The following is a 14,815-nucleotide window of genomic DNA, read 5'->3' on the forward strand; positions in this document are numbered from 1 at the left end:
CAAACGATCAGCGGGGGTCAGGAAGCGGCGGCCAGCAGCGCGGCTTCGATCTTCGACCGCCACTCCTGGTCGACGCGGCCCGCCCGCGGCGCGACGGCGAACGAGTCGACGACGGCGCCACCGAGCGTGGCCACCTTCGCCCAGCGCACCTCGGCCTCGCACCGGCGCAGCGCGCCCGCGACCCGGTACAGCAGCCCGATCCGGTTCGCGGCCCGTAGTTCGACCACGACCGTGTCGTGCCCGCTGGTCTCGTCGTCGAACCAGATCACCTTCGCTTCTGCCGCCGGCGTCTCCCCTCCGCCGTAGTCCCGTTCCTTGGCCGCGAGCCGCTGGGTGAGCGGCAGCGTCCCGGCCACCGCCCGCGCGAACTGCTCACGCAGCAGGGTGACGTCGGGCAGCGAGCCGAACTTCGGCGACGCCGTGAACACGCCGGCCCGTCCCCCGTCGTGCCCGCGCAGCACCGCCGCGTGGACTTCGAGCGAGTTCAGCGCGAGCACCCCGGCCGCGGGAGCCAGCAGTTCCGCGCGGGCCGGGACCGCCAGCACCACGGTCACGACCTTGCCGGCGGCGGTGATGCGCACCTCGCCACGGCCGGACGCGACGGCTTCGGCGACGAGCTCCCGCTGTTCGGCACCCATCGGCTCCGGCGGCACGAAACCCTTTCCGTGCAAGGCTTCTTCGCAACCGGAGACGAGTTCGGCGAGCAGGCGTGCCTTCCAGTCGGTCCACACGCCAGGCCCGGTGGCCAGCGAATCGGCCGTCGTCAGGGCGTGCAGCAGTTCCAGCAGGACGAGGTTCTCGTCGAGCGTCTTCGTCACCCGCTGGATCGTCGCGGGATCGCTGATGTCCCGCCGCGTCGCGGTGTGCGGCAGCAGCAGGTGATGCCGGACCATCGCCGCGACCAGCGCCGAATCGGCGTCCGTCAGCCCGAGCCGGGCCGCGACCTGGGCGCTGATCTTCGCGCCGAGTTCGGAGTGGTCCGCGTCGCGGCCCTTGCCGATGTCGTGCAGCAGCGCGCCGATCAGCAGCAGATCCGGCCGCGAAACGGTGGTCGTCAGTTTCGACGCCTCGACCGCGGCACGCACGAGATGCCTGTCGACGGTCCAGGAGTGCACCGGCGATCTCGGCGGGAGATCCCGCACCGCCCCCCATTCGGGGAACAGGCGCGCCCACAGGCCGGTGCGGTCCAGCGCCTCCACGGCGTCGACGAGTCCCTCGCCCGCGCCGAGCAATTCCACCAGCGCTTTGAGGGCGTCGGCGGGCCACGGTGCGCGCAGTTCCGGCGCGGTTTCGGCGAGGGCCCGCAGGGTCCCGTGCGCGATGGGCTTCCGGATCCGGGCCGACGCCGCGGCGACCCGCAGCAGCAGGGCCGGATCCTTGGCGGGCACCGCGTCCCGCGCCAGCGCGACTTCGTTCCCGTGCAGGACGACACCCTCGTCGAGCGGCGTCCGCACCGGCCGCCGCCCGAACCGCGCCCTTGGCGGTTCCACAGTGGACCGGAGCGCGACGTCCACCGCGTACGCGATCGTCCTGCCGACACCGGAAAGCTTGCGCGCCAAGGTGAACCGGTCGCCGAACCCGAGCTCGCCCGCGACCGTCTCGGCCTCCGGCGCGCTGAGGATGTCCCGCTCACGGCGCAGTTCCCGGCGCAGTTCCGTCCGGACGTCGAGCAGCAGGCTCTTCGCGGCCAGTAGTTCCTCGCCGGGTCTCGCCGTCAGCTGTGCCGCCGCCAGCGCTTCCAAGACGGCGAAGTCGCGAAGCCCACCCCTGCCGTGCTTGAGATCCGGCTCGGCGGACTGCGCGATCTCGCCACTGCGGGCCCAGCGCTGACGCACCGCGTCAGCCAGCTCGCCCATCCGTTTCCTCGCGGTCCGCCGCCACTGGTCCCGTGCCGCGGCCGCCAGCCTGGCGGTGATCTCGGCGTCCCCGGAGATGTGGCGGATGTCGAGCAGCCCCACCGCGGTCCGCAGGTCCTCGGACGCCACCTTCAGCGCCTCACCCGGAGTGCGCACCGAGTGATCGAGACCGATCTTGGCGTCCCACAACGGGTACCAGATCGCGTCGGCGATCTCGCCGACCCGCGAGTTCCCGTTGTGCAGCAACAAAAGATCGAGATCGGAGAAGGGCACCAGCTCGCTGCGCCCCAGGCCGCCGACGGCGGCCAGCGCGACACCGGGTTCAGCGGTGTCGACGCCGGCCGCCGCAGCGCCCTTGCCCAACCAGAATTCGTAGAGGTCGACCAGGGCCGCCCGCAACGCGGTCGCCCCCAGCCTCCCGTGCCTGCCCTCGAGCAACCGCTCGGTGGCCTTGACCAGTTCACCCCCGTCGGCCATCCGTGACGCCTATAGGGCGTCCGAGCCGCGCTCGCCGGTGCGTACCCGGATGACCGTCTCCACCGGCGTCACCCAGATCTTGCCGTCACCGATCTTGCCGGTGTGGGCGGCCGTGGTGATCGCGTCGAGCACCTTCTCGACGTTGGAATCGTCGGTGACGACCTCGACCCGCAGCTTCGCCACGAAGTCCACGGAGTACTCGGCACCCCGGTAGACCTCGGTGTGGCCCTTCTGCCTGCCGTAGCCCTGCACCTCGCTGACCGTCATGCCGAGCACGCCCAGCTGCTCCAGCGCGGAGCGGACGTCGTCGAGCGTGAACGGCTTCACGATCGCGGTGATCAGCTTCATGCCTTGCTCTCCTCGAGTTTCGTGGCCGCGTTTCCGGTGGACGACTTGACCGGGATGGAGCTCGGCTGGCCGAGGCCGCCGCCCGATCCGGTGAAGTCGTACGCGCTCTCCGCGTGCTGGGCTTCATCGATACCACTGACCTCGTCCTCCGCGCTGACGCGGAACCCGCCGAGCTTCTTGATCACCCAGCCGATGACGAAGGTGAGCACGAACGAGTAGCCGAGGACGACGGCCGCCGCGAGCGCCTGCTTGCCCAGCTGGCCGAGGCCGCCGCCGTAGAACAGGCCGTCGACGCCGAGCGAGTTGACGCTGGTGGTGCCGAAGAAACCGATGAGCAGCGTGCCGACGAGACCACCCACGAGGTGGACACCGACGACGTCGAGGGAGTCGTCGAATCCGAAGCGGAACTTGAGGCTGATCGCCAGCGCGCACAGGGCACCGGCGATGAGGCCGATGGCGATGGCACCCAGCGGGCTGACGAAACCGGCCGCCGGGGTGATCGCGACGAGACCCGCGACGGCACCGGAGGCGGCGCCGAGGGTGGTCGGCTTGCCGACCTTGATCTGCTCGATGATCAGCCAGCCGAGGATGGCGGCGGCGGTCGCGACGGTGGTGTTGGTGAACGCGACGGCGGCGAGGTCGTTGGCGGCCAGCGACGAACCGGCGTTGAAGCCGTACCAGCCGAACCACAGGAGCGCGGCACCCAGCAGCACGAACGGGACGTTGTGCGGACGTCCGGTGCCCTTCGGCCAGCCCTTGCGCTTGCCGAGCACGATCGCGAGCGCCAGTCCCGCCGCACCGGCGTTGATGTGGACCGCGGTACCGCCCGCGAAGTCGAGCGCCTTGAGCTGGTTGGCGATCCAGCCGCCGACCGAATCGGCGCTGATGAAGCCGTTGAACGAGAACACCCAGTGCGCGACCGGGAAGTACACGACGGTCACCCACACCGCGACGAACAGCGTCCAGCCCCAGAACTTGGCGCGGTCGGCGATGGCACCGGAGATCAGCGCGGGCGTGATGATCGCGAACATCAGCTGGAACATCACGAAGGCGAACAACGGCAGCGCGTCCGCACCGGGCCAGGCGACCTCGGGCGCGGTGTCGGTGGCGGCGGTCGCGAACCCGGCGAGTTTGCCGGAGATGTTCGAGAGACCGGCGAAGTCGAAGTTACCGAGCAATCCTCCGCCGATATCGTTGCCGAACGCCATCGTGAAGCCGTACAGCGTCCAGAGGACACCGACTACGGCGAGCGCGATGAAGTTCATCATCAACATGTTCAGGACGCTCTTCGCGCGGACCATGCCGCCGTAGAAGAACGCCAATCCCGGTGTCATGAGCATGACCAGCGCGGCGCTGATCAACACCCATGCGGTGTCTCCTGCGTTCAGCACAATCTTCCTCCCGTGCCTGGGGTGTACTGCGCAGGAATCTTTGGACCGCGGTGTTTCCTCGGGCGGCGATTCAGGTTTCACCCGCGTGAACTGTCGGTGCGGCGTTGTTACGGCCAGGTTTCCGGAGACCTGGTGCGTTCTGTCCGGTTGCGAAACCTCATGGTCGAATAGGTCCATGAACGCACGTGTATCCGGCCATGACCCACTGCCACCGGAGATCGTCCGGTCGCTGCGGTGTTCGGTCTGCGGTGACCCGGTCGGGGTAACCGATCGCACGGTGCGTTGCGGGAGAGGCCACTCGTTCGACGTAGCGAAGCAGGGCTACGTCAATCTTCTGCACGCGCGCATCCCGGCGGGCACGGCGGACACCGCGCCGATGGTCGCGGCCCGCGTCGACCTCCTTTCTTCCGGTGCTTATCTGCCTCTCGCCGACGCCCTCGCGAAGGTGGCCGCGGACCACGTCGAGGACGGGATGGTCATCGACGCCGGCGCGGGCACGGGGTACTACCTCGCGCACGTGCTCGACGCCGTCCCCGCCGCGTACGGACTGGCGCTCGACGTCTCCGCCGTCGCCCTGCGCCGGGCCGCTCGCGCACACGCGCGCGCGGGCGCGGCCGTGTGGAATCTGTGGGAACCCTGGCCGGTGGCCGACTCGAGCGCGTCACTCATCCTCAACGTCTTCGCGCCCCGCAACGCCCCGCAGTTCCACCGCGTCTTGACCGCGGACGGGCTGCTGGTCGTCGCGACACCGAACCCGGGACACCTCCGGGAACTGGGCGACCTGGTGATCTCCGTCGACGGCGGCAAGGACGCGCGGCTGGAGGACACCCTCGGCGAACGCTTCACCCGGGTGGACCGGCACGAGGTCACCCAGCGAGTGACGCTGGGGCCCGCCCGGATCCGCCAGGTGGTCGAGATGGGGCCGAGCGCACACCACCTGCACCGCGACGGCCGCCGTGAACGCCTCGACGCGATCACCGCGCCGGTGGACGTCACCACCTCGTTCAGCGTCACGCTGTACCGGCCGGTGCCCTGATGGACGTATCCGCGACGCTGCTCGCCGACGCAACCTGGGTCAGCGCCCGCATCGGCGGGGCCGCGAAACTCTACGGCTGCTCGCGACCCGAAGTGCTCGGCACGATCTGGTGGTACTCGCTGTCCTCCGTCCTCGTCGCGCCCTCTGTCGAGTCGCTCGTACGTGGTGAGCCGCTGGACCCGTCACTCGACGCCGTCACGATCGACCTCGTCCCGGACGGCCGTTTCACCGGCGCCCGGTCGGCACGGCTCCTCGACGGTGGGCTGGCCGAACTCGGCGCCGCGTTCGCCGGGACGCTGAGCACGGCGATCGGCACCATTTCGGCCGTCACGGGGGCGAATCCGCGCGCGCTGGGCGCGATCGCGACGGATTCGATCGGCAACCGCCTGCTGTGGACCGGCGCCACCGCGCGAGCGATCGAGCTGGCGGCACCGCTCGTGGCCGCGATCGGGCTCGGGATGCCGGAGCCGCGATTCTCCCGGATCGGGCGGAACACCGTGGTGCGCCGTGCTTCCTGTTGCCTGATCTACGAAGCGGGCAACCCGAAGTGCACCAGTTGCCCCCGGCAGACCCCGGAGGAACGGGACCGGCGGCTGCGCGCCGCGCTCGGCTAGTGCGCGGTTTCCTTGCGCGACAAGGCGAGCGGGCCTGGCGATCGGTCGGGTTGGTCGTGAGTGGCGATTCGGGTTCCAATACTCCAGCTGTAGTTCGTGATCTGGGTGTCGTCGCTGGTAGTGGCTGGTTTTGGCTTGGTGTTGGTGTCGGGCACGGGACCACGTTGGGCGGCGTGGTCGTCGAGTCCGGGAAGTTCGACTGGGGCAACGGGAAGTTCCCGCGGATGACCGAGGTCGTCGAGAGCTACGGCGGCCTGAGGTACTGGGAGAACTTCGGCGAGTACGCCTTCTGCACGCGGCTCCGCGCCGAGCAGTTGCGCGACATCGGCGCGGTCCTCTCCCCGCATTCGGCCTTCCTCCTGCTGCAGGGGGTCGAGACCCTGCCGCAACGGATGGACGCCCGACCGCGCGAAGAAGTACTTGCCCGCCGGGCCGGGCGCCGTGTTGTCCTTCGGCGTCGACGGCGGGCGCGCGGCCGGGGAAACCTTCGTGAACTCCGTCGAGCTGCTGTCGCATCTGGCGAACGTCGGGGACGCGCGGACCCTGGTCATCCATCCGGCGTCCACCACCCACCAGCAGCTCTCCGAAGACCAGTTGCGCGTGGCGGGGGTGGGAGCGGATCTGATCCGCCTGTCGGTCGGGCTGGAGGACGTCGACGACATCCTGTGGGATCTCGATCAGGCACTCGGCAAGGCGGTGGCGGGATGACCTACGACGTCGGCGCGGTCGAACGCCGCCGCATCGTCGGCGCCTCGAACAACCCGGCGCGGCCGAGCTACCAGCAAGTACGAAGTCAACTTCGTGAACCCGAGGCTGGACGAGCTCCTCGGGCGCCCGGTGTACCCGTCACTGGCCGATGTGCCCGGCGAGGTCGACCTGGTCAGCGTCTTCCGCAAGCACGACGACCTCCCCGGCGTCGCCGAGGAGGTCGTCAAGGCAGGAGCGCGCACGCTCTGGCTGCAATTGGGCCTGTGGCACGAGCCCGTCGCCGACCGCGCGAAGGAGGCCGGCCTGGACGTGGTGATGAACCGCTGCGTCAAGATCGAGCACGCCCGGTTCGCGGGCGGGCTCCACCTCGCCGGATTCGACACCGGTGTGATCAGCTCCCGTCGCCAGTCCGCCCCCTGACCAGCGCGACCGCCGCCCGTGAGAGGGTGGCGGCATGGCCAAACCGACGCCGCTGCAGATCAGGAACATCGTCATGGCGGTGCTGATGGTGGGTGCCCTGGTGTGGAACCTGTCCATCGGCGGCGCTTGGTGGCTCACCGCGATCTTCTCGATCGGCACCGTCCTCTCGTTGTTCTCCGCGTATCTGAACCGGCCCGGCGCTCAGCCCTGAGCGGCCTCGAAACGCGAAGCGAGATCCGCGCGGCCGCGCTCCGAAAGCGCCCCGAAGAGCCGTAGGCGCGCCATCCCGCCGTCGGGATAGATGTCGAGACGGACCTCGGTCACCTCGGGCCCCTCGGCGAGGGCGAAGCGGTGCCGTGTATCGGGCTGCAAGCGGGTCTTCGGCAGCAGTTCGACCCATTCGCCGTCGCCGTCCCGGCCGCTCAGCGACGCCCAGCCCGGCGCGTTGCCCTTGAGGTTGCTGTTGTCCAGTTCGGCGAACCGGACGACGCCCGCGCCGGCGAGGCGCACCGTGACCCAGTCGTTCCCGCCGTCCCGGCGCCGCGCGGTCTCCCAGCCCTCGGCCTGATGCGCGGCGAGCCCTGGCGAGAAGAGGTTGTTGGGCGAGGAATAGAACATGTTGCTGCAGCCGGTGACCACCGCGCCGTTCTCCAGCGCGGCGAGATCGAGCGCGCCGAGGTCGAGCAGCCGCGGATCGGGGATCGGCGTGCCGTGCACCCGCAGCCGGGCCACGCCGCCGTCCGGGTGCATGGTCAGCCGGACGTGCGTGTAGCGCTTGCTCCCGCCGACCTCGAAGGAGTTCTCCGTGTGCCCCGCCGCCGCGCCGCGTTTCACCAGCACGTCCCAGTCCGCTTCGGCCAGTTCGGCGGCGTTGGGATAGCCGTCGGCGGCACACGCCTCGACCGAGACGAACGGCGGGTAGTTCCCCTTGAAGAACGCGGTGTCGACGATGACACCGGTGATCGCGCCGGCCAGGCCGAGCCGGACGACGGCCTGGTCGTCACCGGGCTCGCGGTGCCGCCGGGTCTCCCAGCCGTCGTAGACCTGGCCCTTGGGGCCGAAGGTCTCCGTCTGATGCGCGGGGACCCAGGGGTTGACCAGGTTCTCCTTCTCGGCGAACAACTCGTCCGTCGCCCACATCACGGTCCCGCCGAACTTGCGCGAGGCCAGATCGGGCAGGGCTGTCCACTCAGGACGGTCGTTCACGGCATCCTCCATCTCAGCAGTCACCCCGGGTCAGCAGAACGCCTGCCGGGTCTTCACCGGTGATCTCCTCGCCCCGCAACCACGTGCTCCGGACGACACCGGCCAGCGGCCGTCCGTGGTAGGCGCTGACCGGGTTGCGGTGCTTCAATTTCGCGACGTCGACGACGAAGGCCTCGTCGGGCGCGAACACGCTGAAGTCGGCGTCGTAACCCGGCGCGAGATGCCCCTTGCGCCGCATCCCCGCCTGCGCGGCCGGATGTTCGGCCATCCAGCGGACGACGTCGGTGAGGGCGAACCCGCGCTGTCGTGCCTGGGTCCAGACAGCGGGCAGGCCGAGTTGCAGGCCGGCGATCCCACCCCACGCGAGCCCGAAATCGCCGCTGTCGAAACGTTTCAGCTCGGGGGTGCACGGCGAATGATCGGTCACCACACAGTCGATGACCCCGTCCGCGAGGCCTTTCCACAGCAGCTCGCGGTTCCCGGCCTCGCGGATCGGCGGGCAGCATTTGAACTGCGTGGCGCCGTCGCCGATCTCCTCGGCGGTGAAGCTCAGGTAGTGCGGGCAGGTCTCGGCGGTCAGCCGAACGCCGTCGCGCCGCGCGCTCTCGACCATCGGCAACGCGTCCGAAGAGGACAGATGCAGGATGTGCGCGCGGACGCCGGTCTTCCTGGCCAGCTCGATGACCTGCGCGATCGCCACGTTCTCCGCGCCGCGCGGCCGCGAGTGCAGGAAGTCTTCGTACTTCTCGCCGTGCGGGTCGGGCGCGTGGTCGATCGCGTCGGAGTCCTCCGCGTGCACGATGATCATGCCGTCGAAGGTCCGCAGTTCGGTCATCGCCTCTTCGAGCCCGCGCGCGTCCAGCGGCGGGAACTCGTCGACACCGGAATGCAGCAGGAACGACTTGAAACCGAACACTCCGGCCTCGTGAAGGCCGCGCAGGTCCGCGAGGTTGCCGGGAATCGCCCCGCCCCAGAAGCCGACGTCGACGTGCACCCGTCCCTCGGCGGTCTCGCGTTTCACCTCCAGCGACGCGACGTCGACCGTCGGCGGGAGGCTGTTCAGCGGCATGTCCACGATCGTGGTGACCCCGCCTGCCGCGGCCGCGCGGGTCGCCGAAGCGAAACCCTCCCACTCCGTGCGACCGGGGTCGTTGACGTGCACGTGCGTGTCCACCAGGCCCGGCAGCAGGACGACGTCCTCACCGAGTTCGAGCAGCCGATCGCCGCCCAGATCGGCTCCGGCGGGCTCCACCGCGACGATGCGGCCGCCGTCGACACCGATGGTCGCGGGTACCTCTCCGGCGGCCGTCACGGCCCGGGCGGCTTTGATCACCAAGTCCATCCACAAGCCTCCAACTTCCACTGAGTGGAATCGAGGTTTCGCACTCCGACATTAACTCCGGCCGCCCTGCTCGTCAACGAGCCCGGACGGCGCTACCTTCGCTTCGTGCAGTTAGAAGCCGAGTTCACCAGCGAACCGTTCCACGGCGAAGGTCCGCCACCCGAACACGCCGTCAAAGCCCGCGACACCGCGGAGGGCGCGGGCCTGTCCGCCGACTTCGGCCCGCTCGGCACCCTCGTCCGCGGCGACGCCGACACTCTCCTCGACGCGCTTCCCGCCATCGCCAGGGCGGCACTGGACGGCGGCGCCACCCGCGTGACCCTCCAGCTCCGCCAGGTCGGCGACGACGCGGGCGAACCCGCCGTCGAACTGCACAGTGCCCTCGCCCGCCTCATCGGCGACGTCGAACGCGAACTCGGCGGCAAACTCGACACCCTCGACCGCGCCGCCAAGCAGCGCGCGGTACGGCTGCTCAAGGAACGCGGCGCGTTCGGCCTCCGCAAGTCGGTGTCGACCGTCGCCGAGGCGCTGGGGGTCACGAGGTTCACGGTCTACAACTACCTCAACCGCGACCAAGACTGAAGAGCTGTTTCAACAAAATGTTGACGACGGCGGAATCGTCGCCGTACCGTCAGTTCCCGTGCCGCTCACCATCCGAGAGTTCAACGAGGCCCCCGCGCAGGACATCCGGCCGGCGCTGACCGCCTGTCTCGACGTCCCGCGCTGGGTGGAGACCCTGCTGGCCAGGCGCCCGTACGCCGATCTCGCCGCGCTGCTCGCCGCGTCCGAGGCGCTCACCCCGTTGCGTCCCGAAGAGATCCGGCGCGCCATGGCCGCCCATCCCCGGATCGGGGAGAAAGCGGAAGGGAAAAGCACCGAAGCGGGCTGGTCCCGCTCGGAACAGTCCGGTGTGGACGGTGACGCGGCACGTGAGTTCGCCGCGGCCAACGCCGAGTACGAAGCGACGTTCGGGCACGTCTTCCTGGTCTGCGCGAGCGGCCGGAGCGGCGCCGAACTGCTGGAAAACCTGCGTTCAAGGCTCTCGAACGACCCCGAGAAGGAACTCGAAGTGGCCGGTCAAGAGCTGGCCAGGATCGCCGCGTTGCGGCTGGAGAAGGCGGTGACGGCATGAGCCTCGTGACCACGCACATCCTCGACACCGCCGCGGGACGGCCGGCGGCCGGCGTCGGGGTCCGGCTCGAAACCGGCGCGGGCGAACCCGTCGCCGACGGGCGGACCGACACCGACGGCCGGATCCGCGACCTCGGCCCGGACACCTTGGAACCCGGGGTCTACCGGCTGGTCTTCGACACCGGCACCTACCTCGGCACCGACTCCTTCTTCCCCGAAGTCACCTTGACCTTCCGCATCGCCGACGGGACCGAGCACCACCACGTGCCGTTGCTGCTGAGCCCGTTCGCCTATTCCACCTATCGAGGGAGCTGATCGCCGTGGCCATCACTCTGGGCCCCAACCAGTACGGCAAGGCCGAAGTCCGGCTCGTCACCGTCCAGCGCGAAGGCACCGTCCATCACCTCAAGGACCTCACCGTTTCGACGTCGCTTCGTGGCGACCTCGCGGCGACGCACCTCACCGGTGACAACGCCGACGTCGTCGCGACCGACACCCAGAAGAACACCGTCTACGCCTTCGCCAAGGAAGCCCCGGTCGGCGAGATCGAGGACTTCGCGCTGCGGCTCGGGCGCCATTTCGTCGGCTCGTCCGAGCACATCACCGGCGCCCGGATCCTGATCGACGAACACGGCTGGAACCGCATCTCGGGCCACGACCACGCGTTCTCGCAGGCGGGCAGCGAGAAGCGGACGACCGCCGTGACCGTGCAGGGCGACCAGGCCTGGGTGGTGTCCGGTTTGGACGATCTCGTGGTGCTCAAGTCGACCGGCTCGGAGTTCCACGGCTTCCCTCGCGACAAGTACACGACACTGGCCGAGACGAACGACCGGATCCTCGCGACCGCCGTGACCGCGCGCTGGCGCTACCAGGGCGACGGGATCGACTGGGCCACGAGCCACGCCGAGATCCGGCGGATCCTGCTGGAGACCTTCGCGGACAAGCACAGCCTCTCCCTGCAGCAGACGCTGTACGCCATGGGAGAGGCTGTGCTCAACGAACGCGAAGAGGTCGCCGAAGTCCGGCTCTCACTGCCGAACAAGCACCACTTCCTGGTGGATCTGTCACCGTTCGGACTGAAGAACGACAACGAGGTCTTCTACGCCGCCGACCGTCCGTACGGCCTGATCGAGGGTGTGGTCCTCCGCGACGACGCCGAAGACGCCGGTCTCGCCTGGCACACCCTCGCCGCCTTCTAAGGCACCGGCAGCGGCATACCGGGGACGCTCTGGTCGGCGGGGACGACCCCGTCGACCAGGAAGGCGTTCACGATCTTGTCCACGGCGGGGTTCCCGTCCGCGTAGAGCCCGTGGTCGCCCTCACCGGTCACGGTCAGCATGCGCGAGTTGGCGAACCCCGCGTGCGCCTTCCGGGCGCCCTCGATCGTCGTAGCCGGGTCGTGCTCGGAGTGGACGATCAGCACCGGCGGGACCCCTTTGCCGTCCAGCTTCGGCAGCGGGCGCGGTTCCTTGTCCCAGAACAGGCAGACCGAGGCGTTCAACGTGCCGCCGCCCGCCAGGAGCAGACCGCGGTCGAGGTTCCGCTGTGAAGCGCGGATCAGCGACTCGCGGGTGCCGGTGAAGCGCCCTTCGCCGCAGACGGTGTTCCAGAAGGTGGCGTCCGCCGCGTCGGAGTGGTCACCCGCGGCCTCGACGGCGGCCTTGGCCTCGGGCTTGGCCTGCTGGTTCTCCATCGCGTCCCGGACCTTGACCAGCAGATCGGCCAGCGCCGGGAAGGTCGCCTTCTTGTAGAGCATGTAGATGATCGCGGTGTCGAGTTCCATCGGCCCGGTCCCGTCCATCGGGTTGCGGGACAAGGCGTAGCGGGCCCGCTCGTAGGTCTGCCGGACCTCCTCACCGCTGGTGCCGAAGTGGTACTTGGCGTCGTACCGCGCCATCCACGGCAAAAAGTCCTGCCTCCAGCGCCGTTCGAAACCGACCGGCTGCCGGTCGAACGTCTTCTGCCAGTCGGTGGTGAACTCCGTCGAGGAGTCCAGCACGAACCGCCCGGTCCGCTGCGGGAACTGCTGGGCGTAGTGCGCTCCCAGCCAGGTGCCGCCCGAGTACCCCACCCAGTTGATCTTCTCCCGGCCGAGGAGGGCCCGGAGCAGGTCGAAGTCCCTGATCGTCTGGTAGGTGGTGATCAGCGGCCCGAGTTCGCCGCCGGCGCTCTGGCAGGACTTGGCCGCGTACTCGGCGTTCGCCAGGATCTGGTCCAGATTGCGCGGATCCCGGTCGCGCGGATCCAGCTTCCGGATGCCGTCGACCGCTCCCCGGCAGGTGACGTTGGTGCTCTTGCCGGTCCCGCGCACGTCGATACCGATGATGTCCTGGTGCTCGCGCAGTTTCTCCTGCCCGCGGAACATCGTCGGCTGCCAGCGGCCGGCACCGCCCGGCCCGCCCGGGTTGGTGAGCAGCGACGCCCTCGACGGCCCGGTGGACTTCAGCCTGCTGATCGCGATGGTCAGATCCTGCCGCTCCCCCGCCCGATCCCAGTCACGGGGAGTACGGAACGTCGCGCATTCGAGCCCGCTGATGTCGGTGCCCGGCGGCAACGAGATCAGGTCGGATTCGGCGCAGGGATGCCACGCCAGCTTCTGCTCGGCGTAGTGGGCCGGGACGCCCGCCGAAGCCGGTGTGGCTCCGGCGAGGAGCCCGCCCACGATCACCGGGAGCATCCCGGCTGCCAAGAGCCGCTTCATGTATTTCCCCCTTCTTCCTTGGATTCCCAACGGCTCACGACGCTAGGGCCGGGCACACCACGCGGACATCGACCGCAGGTAGCGCCGGAGGGTGAACCAAGGTTCAAGGGGCGGCTAGATCCACGGACGCGTTTGATAGAACGCTCTATCATGGAGGAGTGACTGGAACGCGGGAACGCATCGTGAACGCCGGCGCCGAGCTGCTCCGGCGCAACGGGTACACCGGCACCGGGGTGAAGCAGATCGTCGAGGCGGCGAACGCGCCGTTCGGCTCGCTGTACCACTTCTTCCCCGGTGGCAAGGAACAGCTCGGCGAGGAGGTCATCCGCACCTCGGGGATGATGTACCTCGCGTTGTTCGAGATCTTCTTCGCCGACGAGCCGGACCTGCTCCACGGTATCGAGGCGTGCTTCGCCAGCGCCGCCGAGACGCTGAAGGCGACCGACTACGCCGACGCGTGTCCCATCGCCACGGTCGCGCTGGAGGTCGCCAGCACCAACGAGAAGCTGCGGATCGCGACCGCCGACGTGTTCACGGCGTGGATCGAGACCGGCTCCGAGAAGCTGGGCAAGTACGGCCTCGCCCCCGAATCCGCGCGGCGCCTCACGATCGCTTTGGTGAACAGTCTCGAAGGAGCGTTCGTGTTGAGCCGTTCGCTGCGTAACACCGAAGCACTCGAGGTCGCGGGGGCCTCGTCGGTGGCTTTCGCGCGCACATTGCTCCCTGCTGCGTGAAGCACCGACGGCAGGCTTCTGAACACCGGGATTTCTCCGCAACGGACAACGGCTTCCGGCCGACCTAGCGGTCGCCAACACCGAAATCCTTTTGGGGAGCCCATGATCATCAGGAAGCTCGTGATCGGCACCATCGCCGCGGCCGCGCTGCTCACCGCGGGCGCGGTACCAGCGACCGCCGCCGAGGTCCAGCAGTCCACCCTCACCACGACCACCAGCAGCACCCGGATCGACGCCGGGCAGAGCGTCACGATCTCCGGGAAGCTCGCCAAGGCCGACGCCACGCCGATCGCGGGCGCCGAGGTGGGTATCTCGTTCTGCTTCAACGGCTTCTGCGGTGAGGCCCAGGCCAAGCCGGTCACCGACGCCGCCGGCGCGTACAGCGCGACACTGACCCCGATCCGCACCGGCCACTACCGCGCCGACTTCTTCTCGGCCGACCCGTCGATCGCGAACTCGGGCGCCGACACCGCGAAGATCGTCGTGCTCCACCCGGCGGAGATCACGTCGTTCGCGGCGGGCCGGAACGCGGCCAAGGCCGTGACCGCCACCGGGACGATCGAGTTCCCCGGCCGGTACACCGCGAACCCGATCCCGGTCGAGCTCCAGTACTTCTCGTTCAGCACCTACCGCTGGACCACGGCGGCGACGGTCACCGCGACCTGGAACGGCACCACCTGGGCCTTCGCGGCTTCGGCCGAACACCGCAAGCCCGGCGCCTGGCGGGCCTTCTACGCGGGCGCGCCCGAGATGTTCCACGCGGCGGCGAGCGACCTCGTCTTCGTGCTCTGACGTTCCGTGAAGGACTCCTTCCCTACTCTCAGGGTAGGGAAGGAGTCCTTCACGGACCG

Annotated in this window: 15 protein-coding genes and 2 pseudogenes; 11 read left to right on the forward strand and 6 right to left on the reverse strand. The window is 69.3% G+C overall.

Features of this window, described 5'->3' with window-relative positions; all coding sequences use genetic code 11:
* Positions 1–17: 17 nt before the first annotated feature.
* The 3 genes from AC0685_RS12465 to AC0685_RS12475 are packed head-to-tail and all read right to left on the reverse strand — an operon-like array spanning position 18 to position 4,072.
* Positions 18–2,333, reverse strand: coding sequence for a [protein-PII] uridylyltransferase (locus AC0685_RS12465; protein ID WP_478225602.1), 2,316 nt, complete (start codon positions 2,331–2,333; stop codon positions 18–20).
* A gap of 9 nt (positions 2,334–2,342) precedes the next feature.
* The gene (locus AC0685_RS12470; RefSeq protein WP_020630602.1) at positions 2,343–2,681 is read right to left on the reverse strand and encodes a P-II family nitrogen regulator; all 339 of its coding nucleotides are present in this window, start codon (positions 2,679–2,681) and stop codon (positions 2,343–2,345) included.
* Positions 2,678–4,072: an ammonium transporter gene (locus AC0685_RS12475; RefSeq protein ID WP_478225603.1), complete on the reverse strand. Its 1,395-nt coding sequence runs from the start codon at positions 4,070–4,072 to the stop codon at positions 2,678–2,680. The genes AC0685_RS12470 and AC0685_RS12475 overlap by 4 nt, the downstream gene beginning before the upstream one ends.
* 175 nt (positions 4,073–4,247) lie before the next feature.
* Between AC0685_RS12475 and AC0685_RS12480 the strand changes: the two genes are divergently transcribed.
* The 5 genes and pseudogenes from AC0685_RS12480 to AC0685_RS12500 all read left to right on the forward strand — a co-directional run bounded on the left by AC0685_RS12480 (position 4,248) and on the right by AC0685_RS12500 (position 7,061).
* On the forward strand, positions 4,248–5,108 hold the full coding sequence (locus tag AC0685_RS12480; protein WP_478225604.1) for a putative RNA methyltransferase: 861 nt from the start codon (positions 4,248–4,250) through the stop codon (positions 5,106–5,108).
* A complete protein-coding gene (locus AC0685_RS12485) occupies positions 5,108–5,722 on the forward strand; it encodes a (2Fe-2S)-binding protein (protein WP_478225605.1) in 615 nt (204 codons plus the stop codon). Before AC0685_RS12480 ends, AC0685_RS12485 begins: the two co-directional genes overlap by 1 nt.
* A gap of 65 nt (positions 5,723–5,787) precedes the next feature.
* Positions 5,788–6,430, forward strand: a pseudogene (locus AC0685_RS12490) (PLP-dependent transferase); the annotation flags it as partial.
* Positions 6,427–6,850, forward strand: a pseudogene (locus tag AC0685_RS12495) (CoA-binding protein). The pseudogenes AC0685_RS12490 and AC0685_RS12495, both read left to right, overlap by 4 nt.
* 34 nt (positions 6,851–6,884) lie before the next feature.
* The gene (locus tag AC0685_RS12500) at positions 6,885–7,061 is read left to right on the forward strand and encodes a hypothetical protein (protein WP_340687324.1); all 177 of its coding nucleotides are present in this window, start codon (positions 6,885–6,887) and stop codon (positions 7,059–7,061) included.
* Here AC0685_RS12500 and alc read toward each other — a convergent pair.
* Positions 7,052–8,068, reverse strand: coding sequence for an allantoicase (gene alc / locus AC0685_RS12505; protein WP_478225606.1), 1,017 nt, complete (start codon positions 8,066–8,068; stop codon positions 7,052–7,054). The genes AC0685_RS12500 and alc overlap by 10 nt on opposite strands.
* A 1-nt stretch (position 8,069) precedes the next feature.
* Entirely contained in the window at positions 8,070–9,398 is a 1,329-nt protein-coding gene (allB, locus tag AC0685_RS12510; protein WP_478225607.1) for an allantoinase AllB, read from the reverse strand.
* A 105-nt stretch (positions 9,399–9,503) separates the two neighbouring features.
* Here allB and AC0685_RS12515 point away from each other — a divergent pair, with 105 nt between their 5' ends.
* The 4 genes from AC0685_RS12515 to pucL are packed head-to-tail and all read left to right on the forward strand — an operon-like array spanning position 9,504 to position 11,728.
* Positions 9,504–9,980, forward strand: coding sequence for a helix-turn-helix domain-containing protein (locus AC0685_RS12515; protein ID WP_378413866.1), 477 nt, complete (start codon positions 9,504–9,506; stop codon positions 9,978–9,980).
* 58 nt (positions 9,981–10,038) lie between these two features.
* Entirely contained in the window at positions 10,039–10,530 is a 492-nt protein-coding gene (gene uraD, locus AC0685_RS12520) for a 2-oxo-4-hydroxy-4-carboxy-5-ureidoimidazoline decarboxylase (RefSeq protein WP_478225608.1), read from the forward strand.
* Complete coding sequence (uraH, locus tag AC0685_RS12525; RefSeq protein ID WP_478225609.1) at positions 10,527–10,844, forward strand: hydroxyisourate hydrolase; 318 nt, start codon at positions 10,527–10,529, stop codon at positions 10,842–10,844. Before uraD ends, uraH begins: the two co-directional genes overlap by 4 nt.
* A gap of 5 nt (positions 10,845–10,849) precedes the next feature.
* Positions 10,850–11,728, forward strand: a complete 879-nt coding sequence (pucL, locus tag AC0685_RS12530; protein WP_478225610.1) for a factor-independent urate hydroxylase — start codon at positions 10,850–10,852, stop codon at positions 11,726–11,728.
* Here the strand turns inward: pucL and AC0685_RS12535 are convergent.
* Positions 11,725–13,230, reverse strand: a complete 1,506-nt coding sequence (locus AC0685_RS12535; protein WP_478225611.1) for an alpha/beta hydrolase — start codon at positions 13,228–13,230, stop codon at positions 11,725–11,727. The genes pucL and AC0685_RS12535 overlap by 4 nt on opposite strands.
* 158 nt (positions 13,231–13,388) lie before the next feature.
* Here AC0685_RS12535 and AC0685_RS12540 point away from each other — a divergent pair, with 158 nt between their 5' ends.
* Both AC0685_RS12540 and AC0685_RS12545 read left to right on the forward strand, forming a co-directional pair.
* Positions 13,389–13,964: a TetR/AcrR family transcriptional regulator gene (locus AC0685_RS12540; RefSeq protein ID WP_478225612.1), complete on the forward strand. Its 576-nt coding sequence runs from the start codon at positions 13,389–13,391 to the stop codon at positions 13,962–13,964.
* A gap of 102 nt (positions 13,965–14,066) precedes the next feature.
* Positions 14,067–14,756, forward strand: a complete 690-nt coding sequence (locus AC0685_RS12545; protein ID WP_478225613.1) for a hypothetical protein — start codon at positions 14,067–14,069, stop codon at positions 14,754–14,756.
* Positions 14,757–14,815 lie beyond the last annotated feature (59 nt).

The sequence above is a fragment of the Amycolatopsis sp. NPDC043889 genome, from assembly GCF_056435645.1.

Bases quoted from the DNA above. Each gene is read 5' to 3' on its own strand.
- AC0685_RS12545 (WP_478225613.1), top strand. From the start codon at position 14,067: ATGATCATCAGGAAGCTCGTGATCGGCACCATCGCCGCGGCCGCGCTG.
- AC0685_RS12465 (WP_478225602.1), bottom strand. From the start codon at position 2,333: ATGGCCGACGGGGGTGAACTGGTCAAGGCCACCGAGCGGTTGCTCGAG.
- uraH (WP_478225609.1), top strand. From the start codon at position 10,527: ATGAGCCTCGTGACCACGCACATCCTCGACACCGCCGCGGGACGGCCG.
- AC0685_RS12535 (WP_478225611.1), bottom strand. From the start codon at position 13,230: ATGAAGCGGCTCTTGGCAGCCGGGATGCTCCCGGTGATCGTGGGCGGG.
- AC0685_RS12480 (WP_478225604.1), top strand. From the start codon at position 4,248: ATGAACGCACGTGTATCCGGCCATGACCCACTGCCACCGGAGATCGTC.
- allB (WP_478225607.1), bottom strand. From the start codon at position 9,398: ATGGACTTGGTGATCAAAGCCGCCCGGGCCGTGACGGCCGCCGGAGAG.
- AC0685_RS12485 (WP_478225605.1), top strand. From the start codon at position 5,108: ATGGACGTATCCGCGACGCTGCTCGCCGACGCAACCTGGGTCAGCGCC.
- alc (WP_478225606.1), bottom strand. From the start codon at position 8,068: ATGGAGGATGCCGTGAACGACCGTCCTGAGTGGACAGCCCTGCCCGAT.
- AC0685_RS12500 (WP_340687324.1), top strand. From the start codon at position 6,885: ATGGCCAAACCGACGCCGCTGCAGATCAGGAACATCGTCATGGCGGTG.
- AC0685_RS12470 (WP_020630602.1), bottom strand. From the start codon at position 2,681: ATGAAGCTGATCACCGCGATCGTGAAGCCGTTCACGCTCGACGACGTC.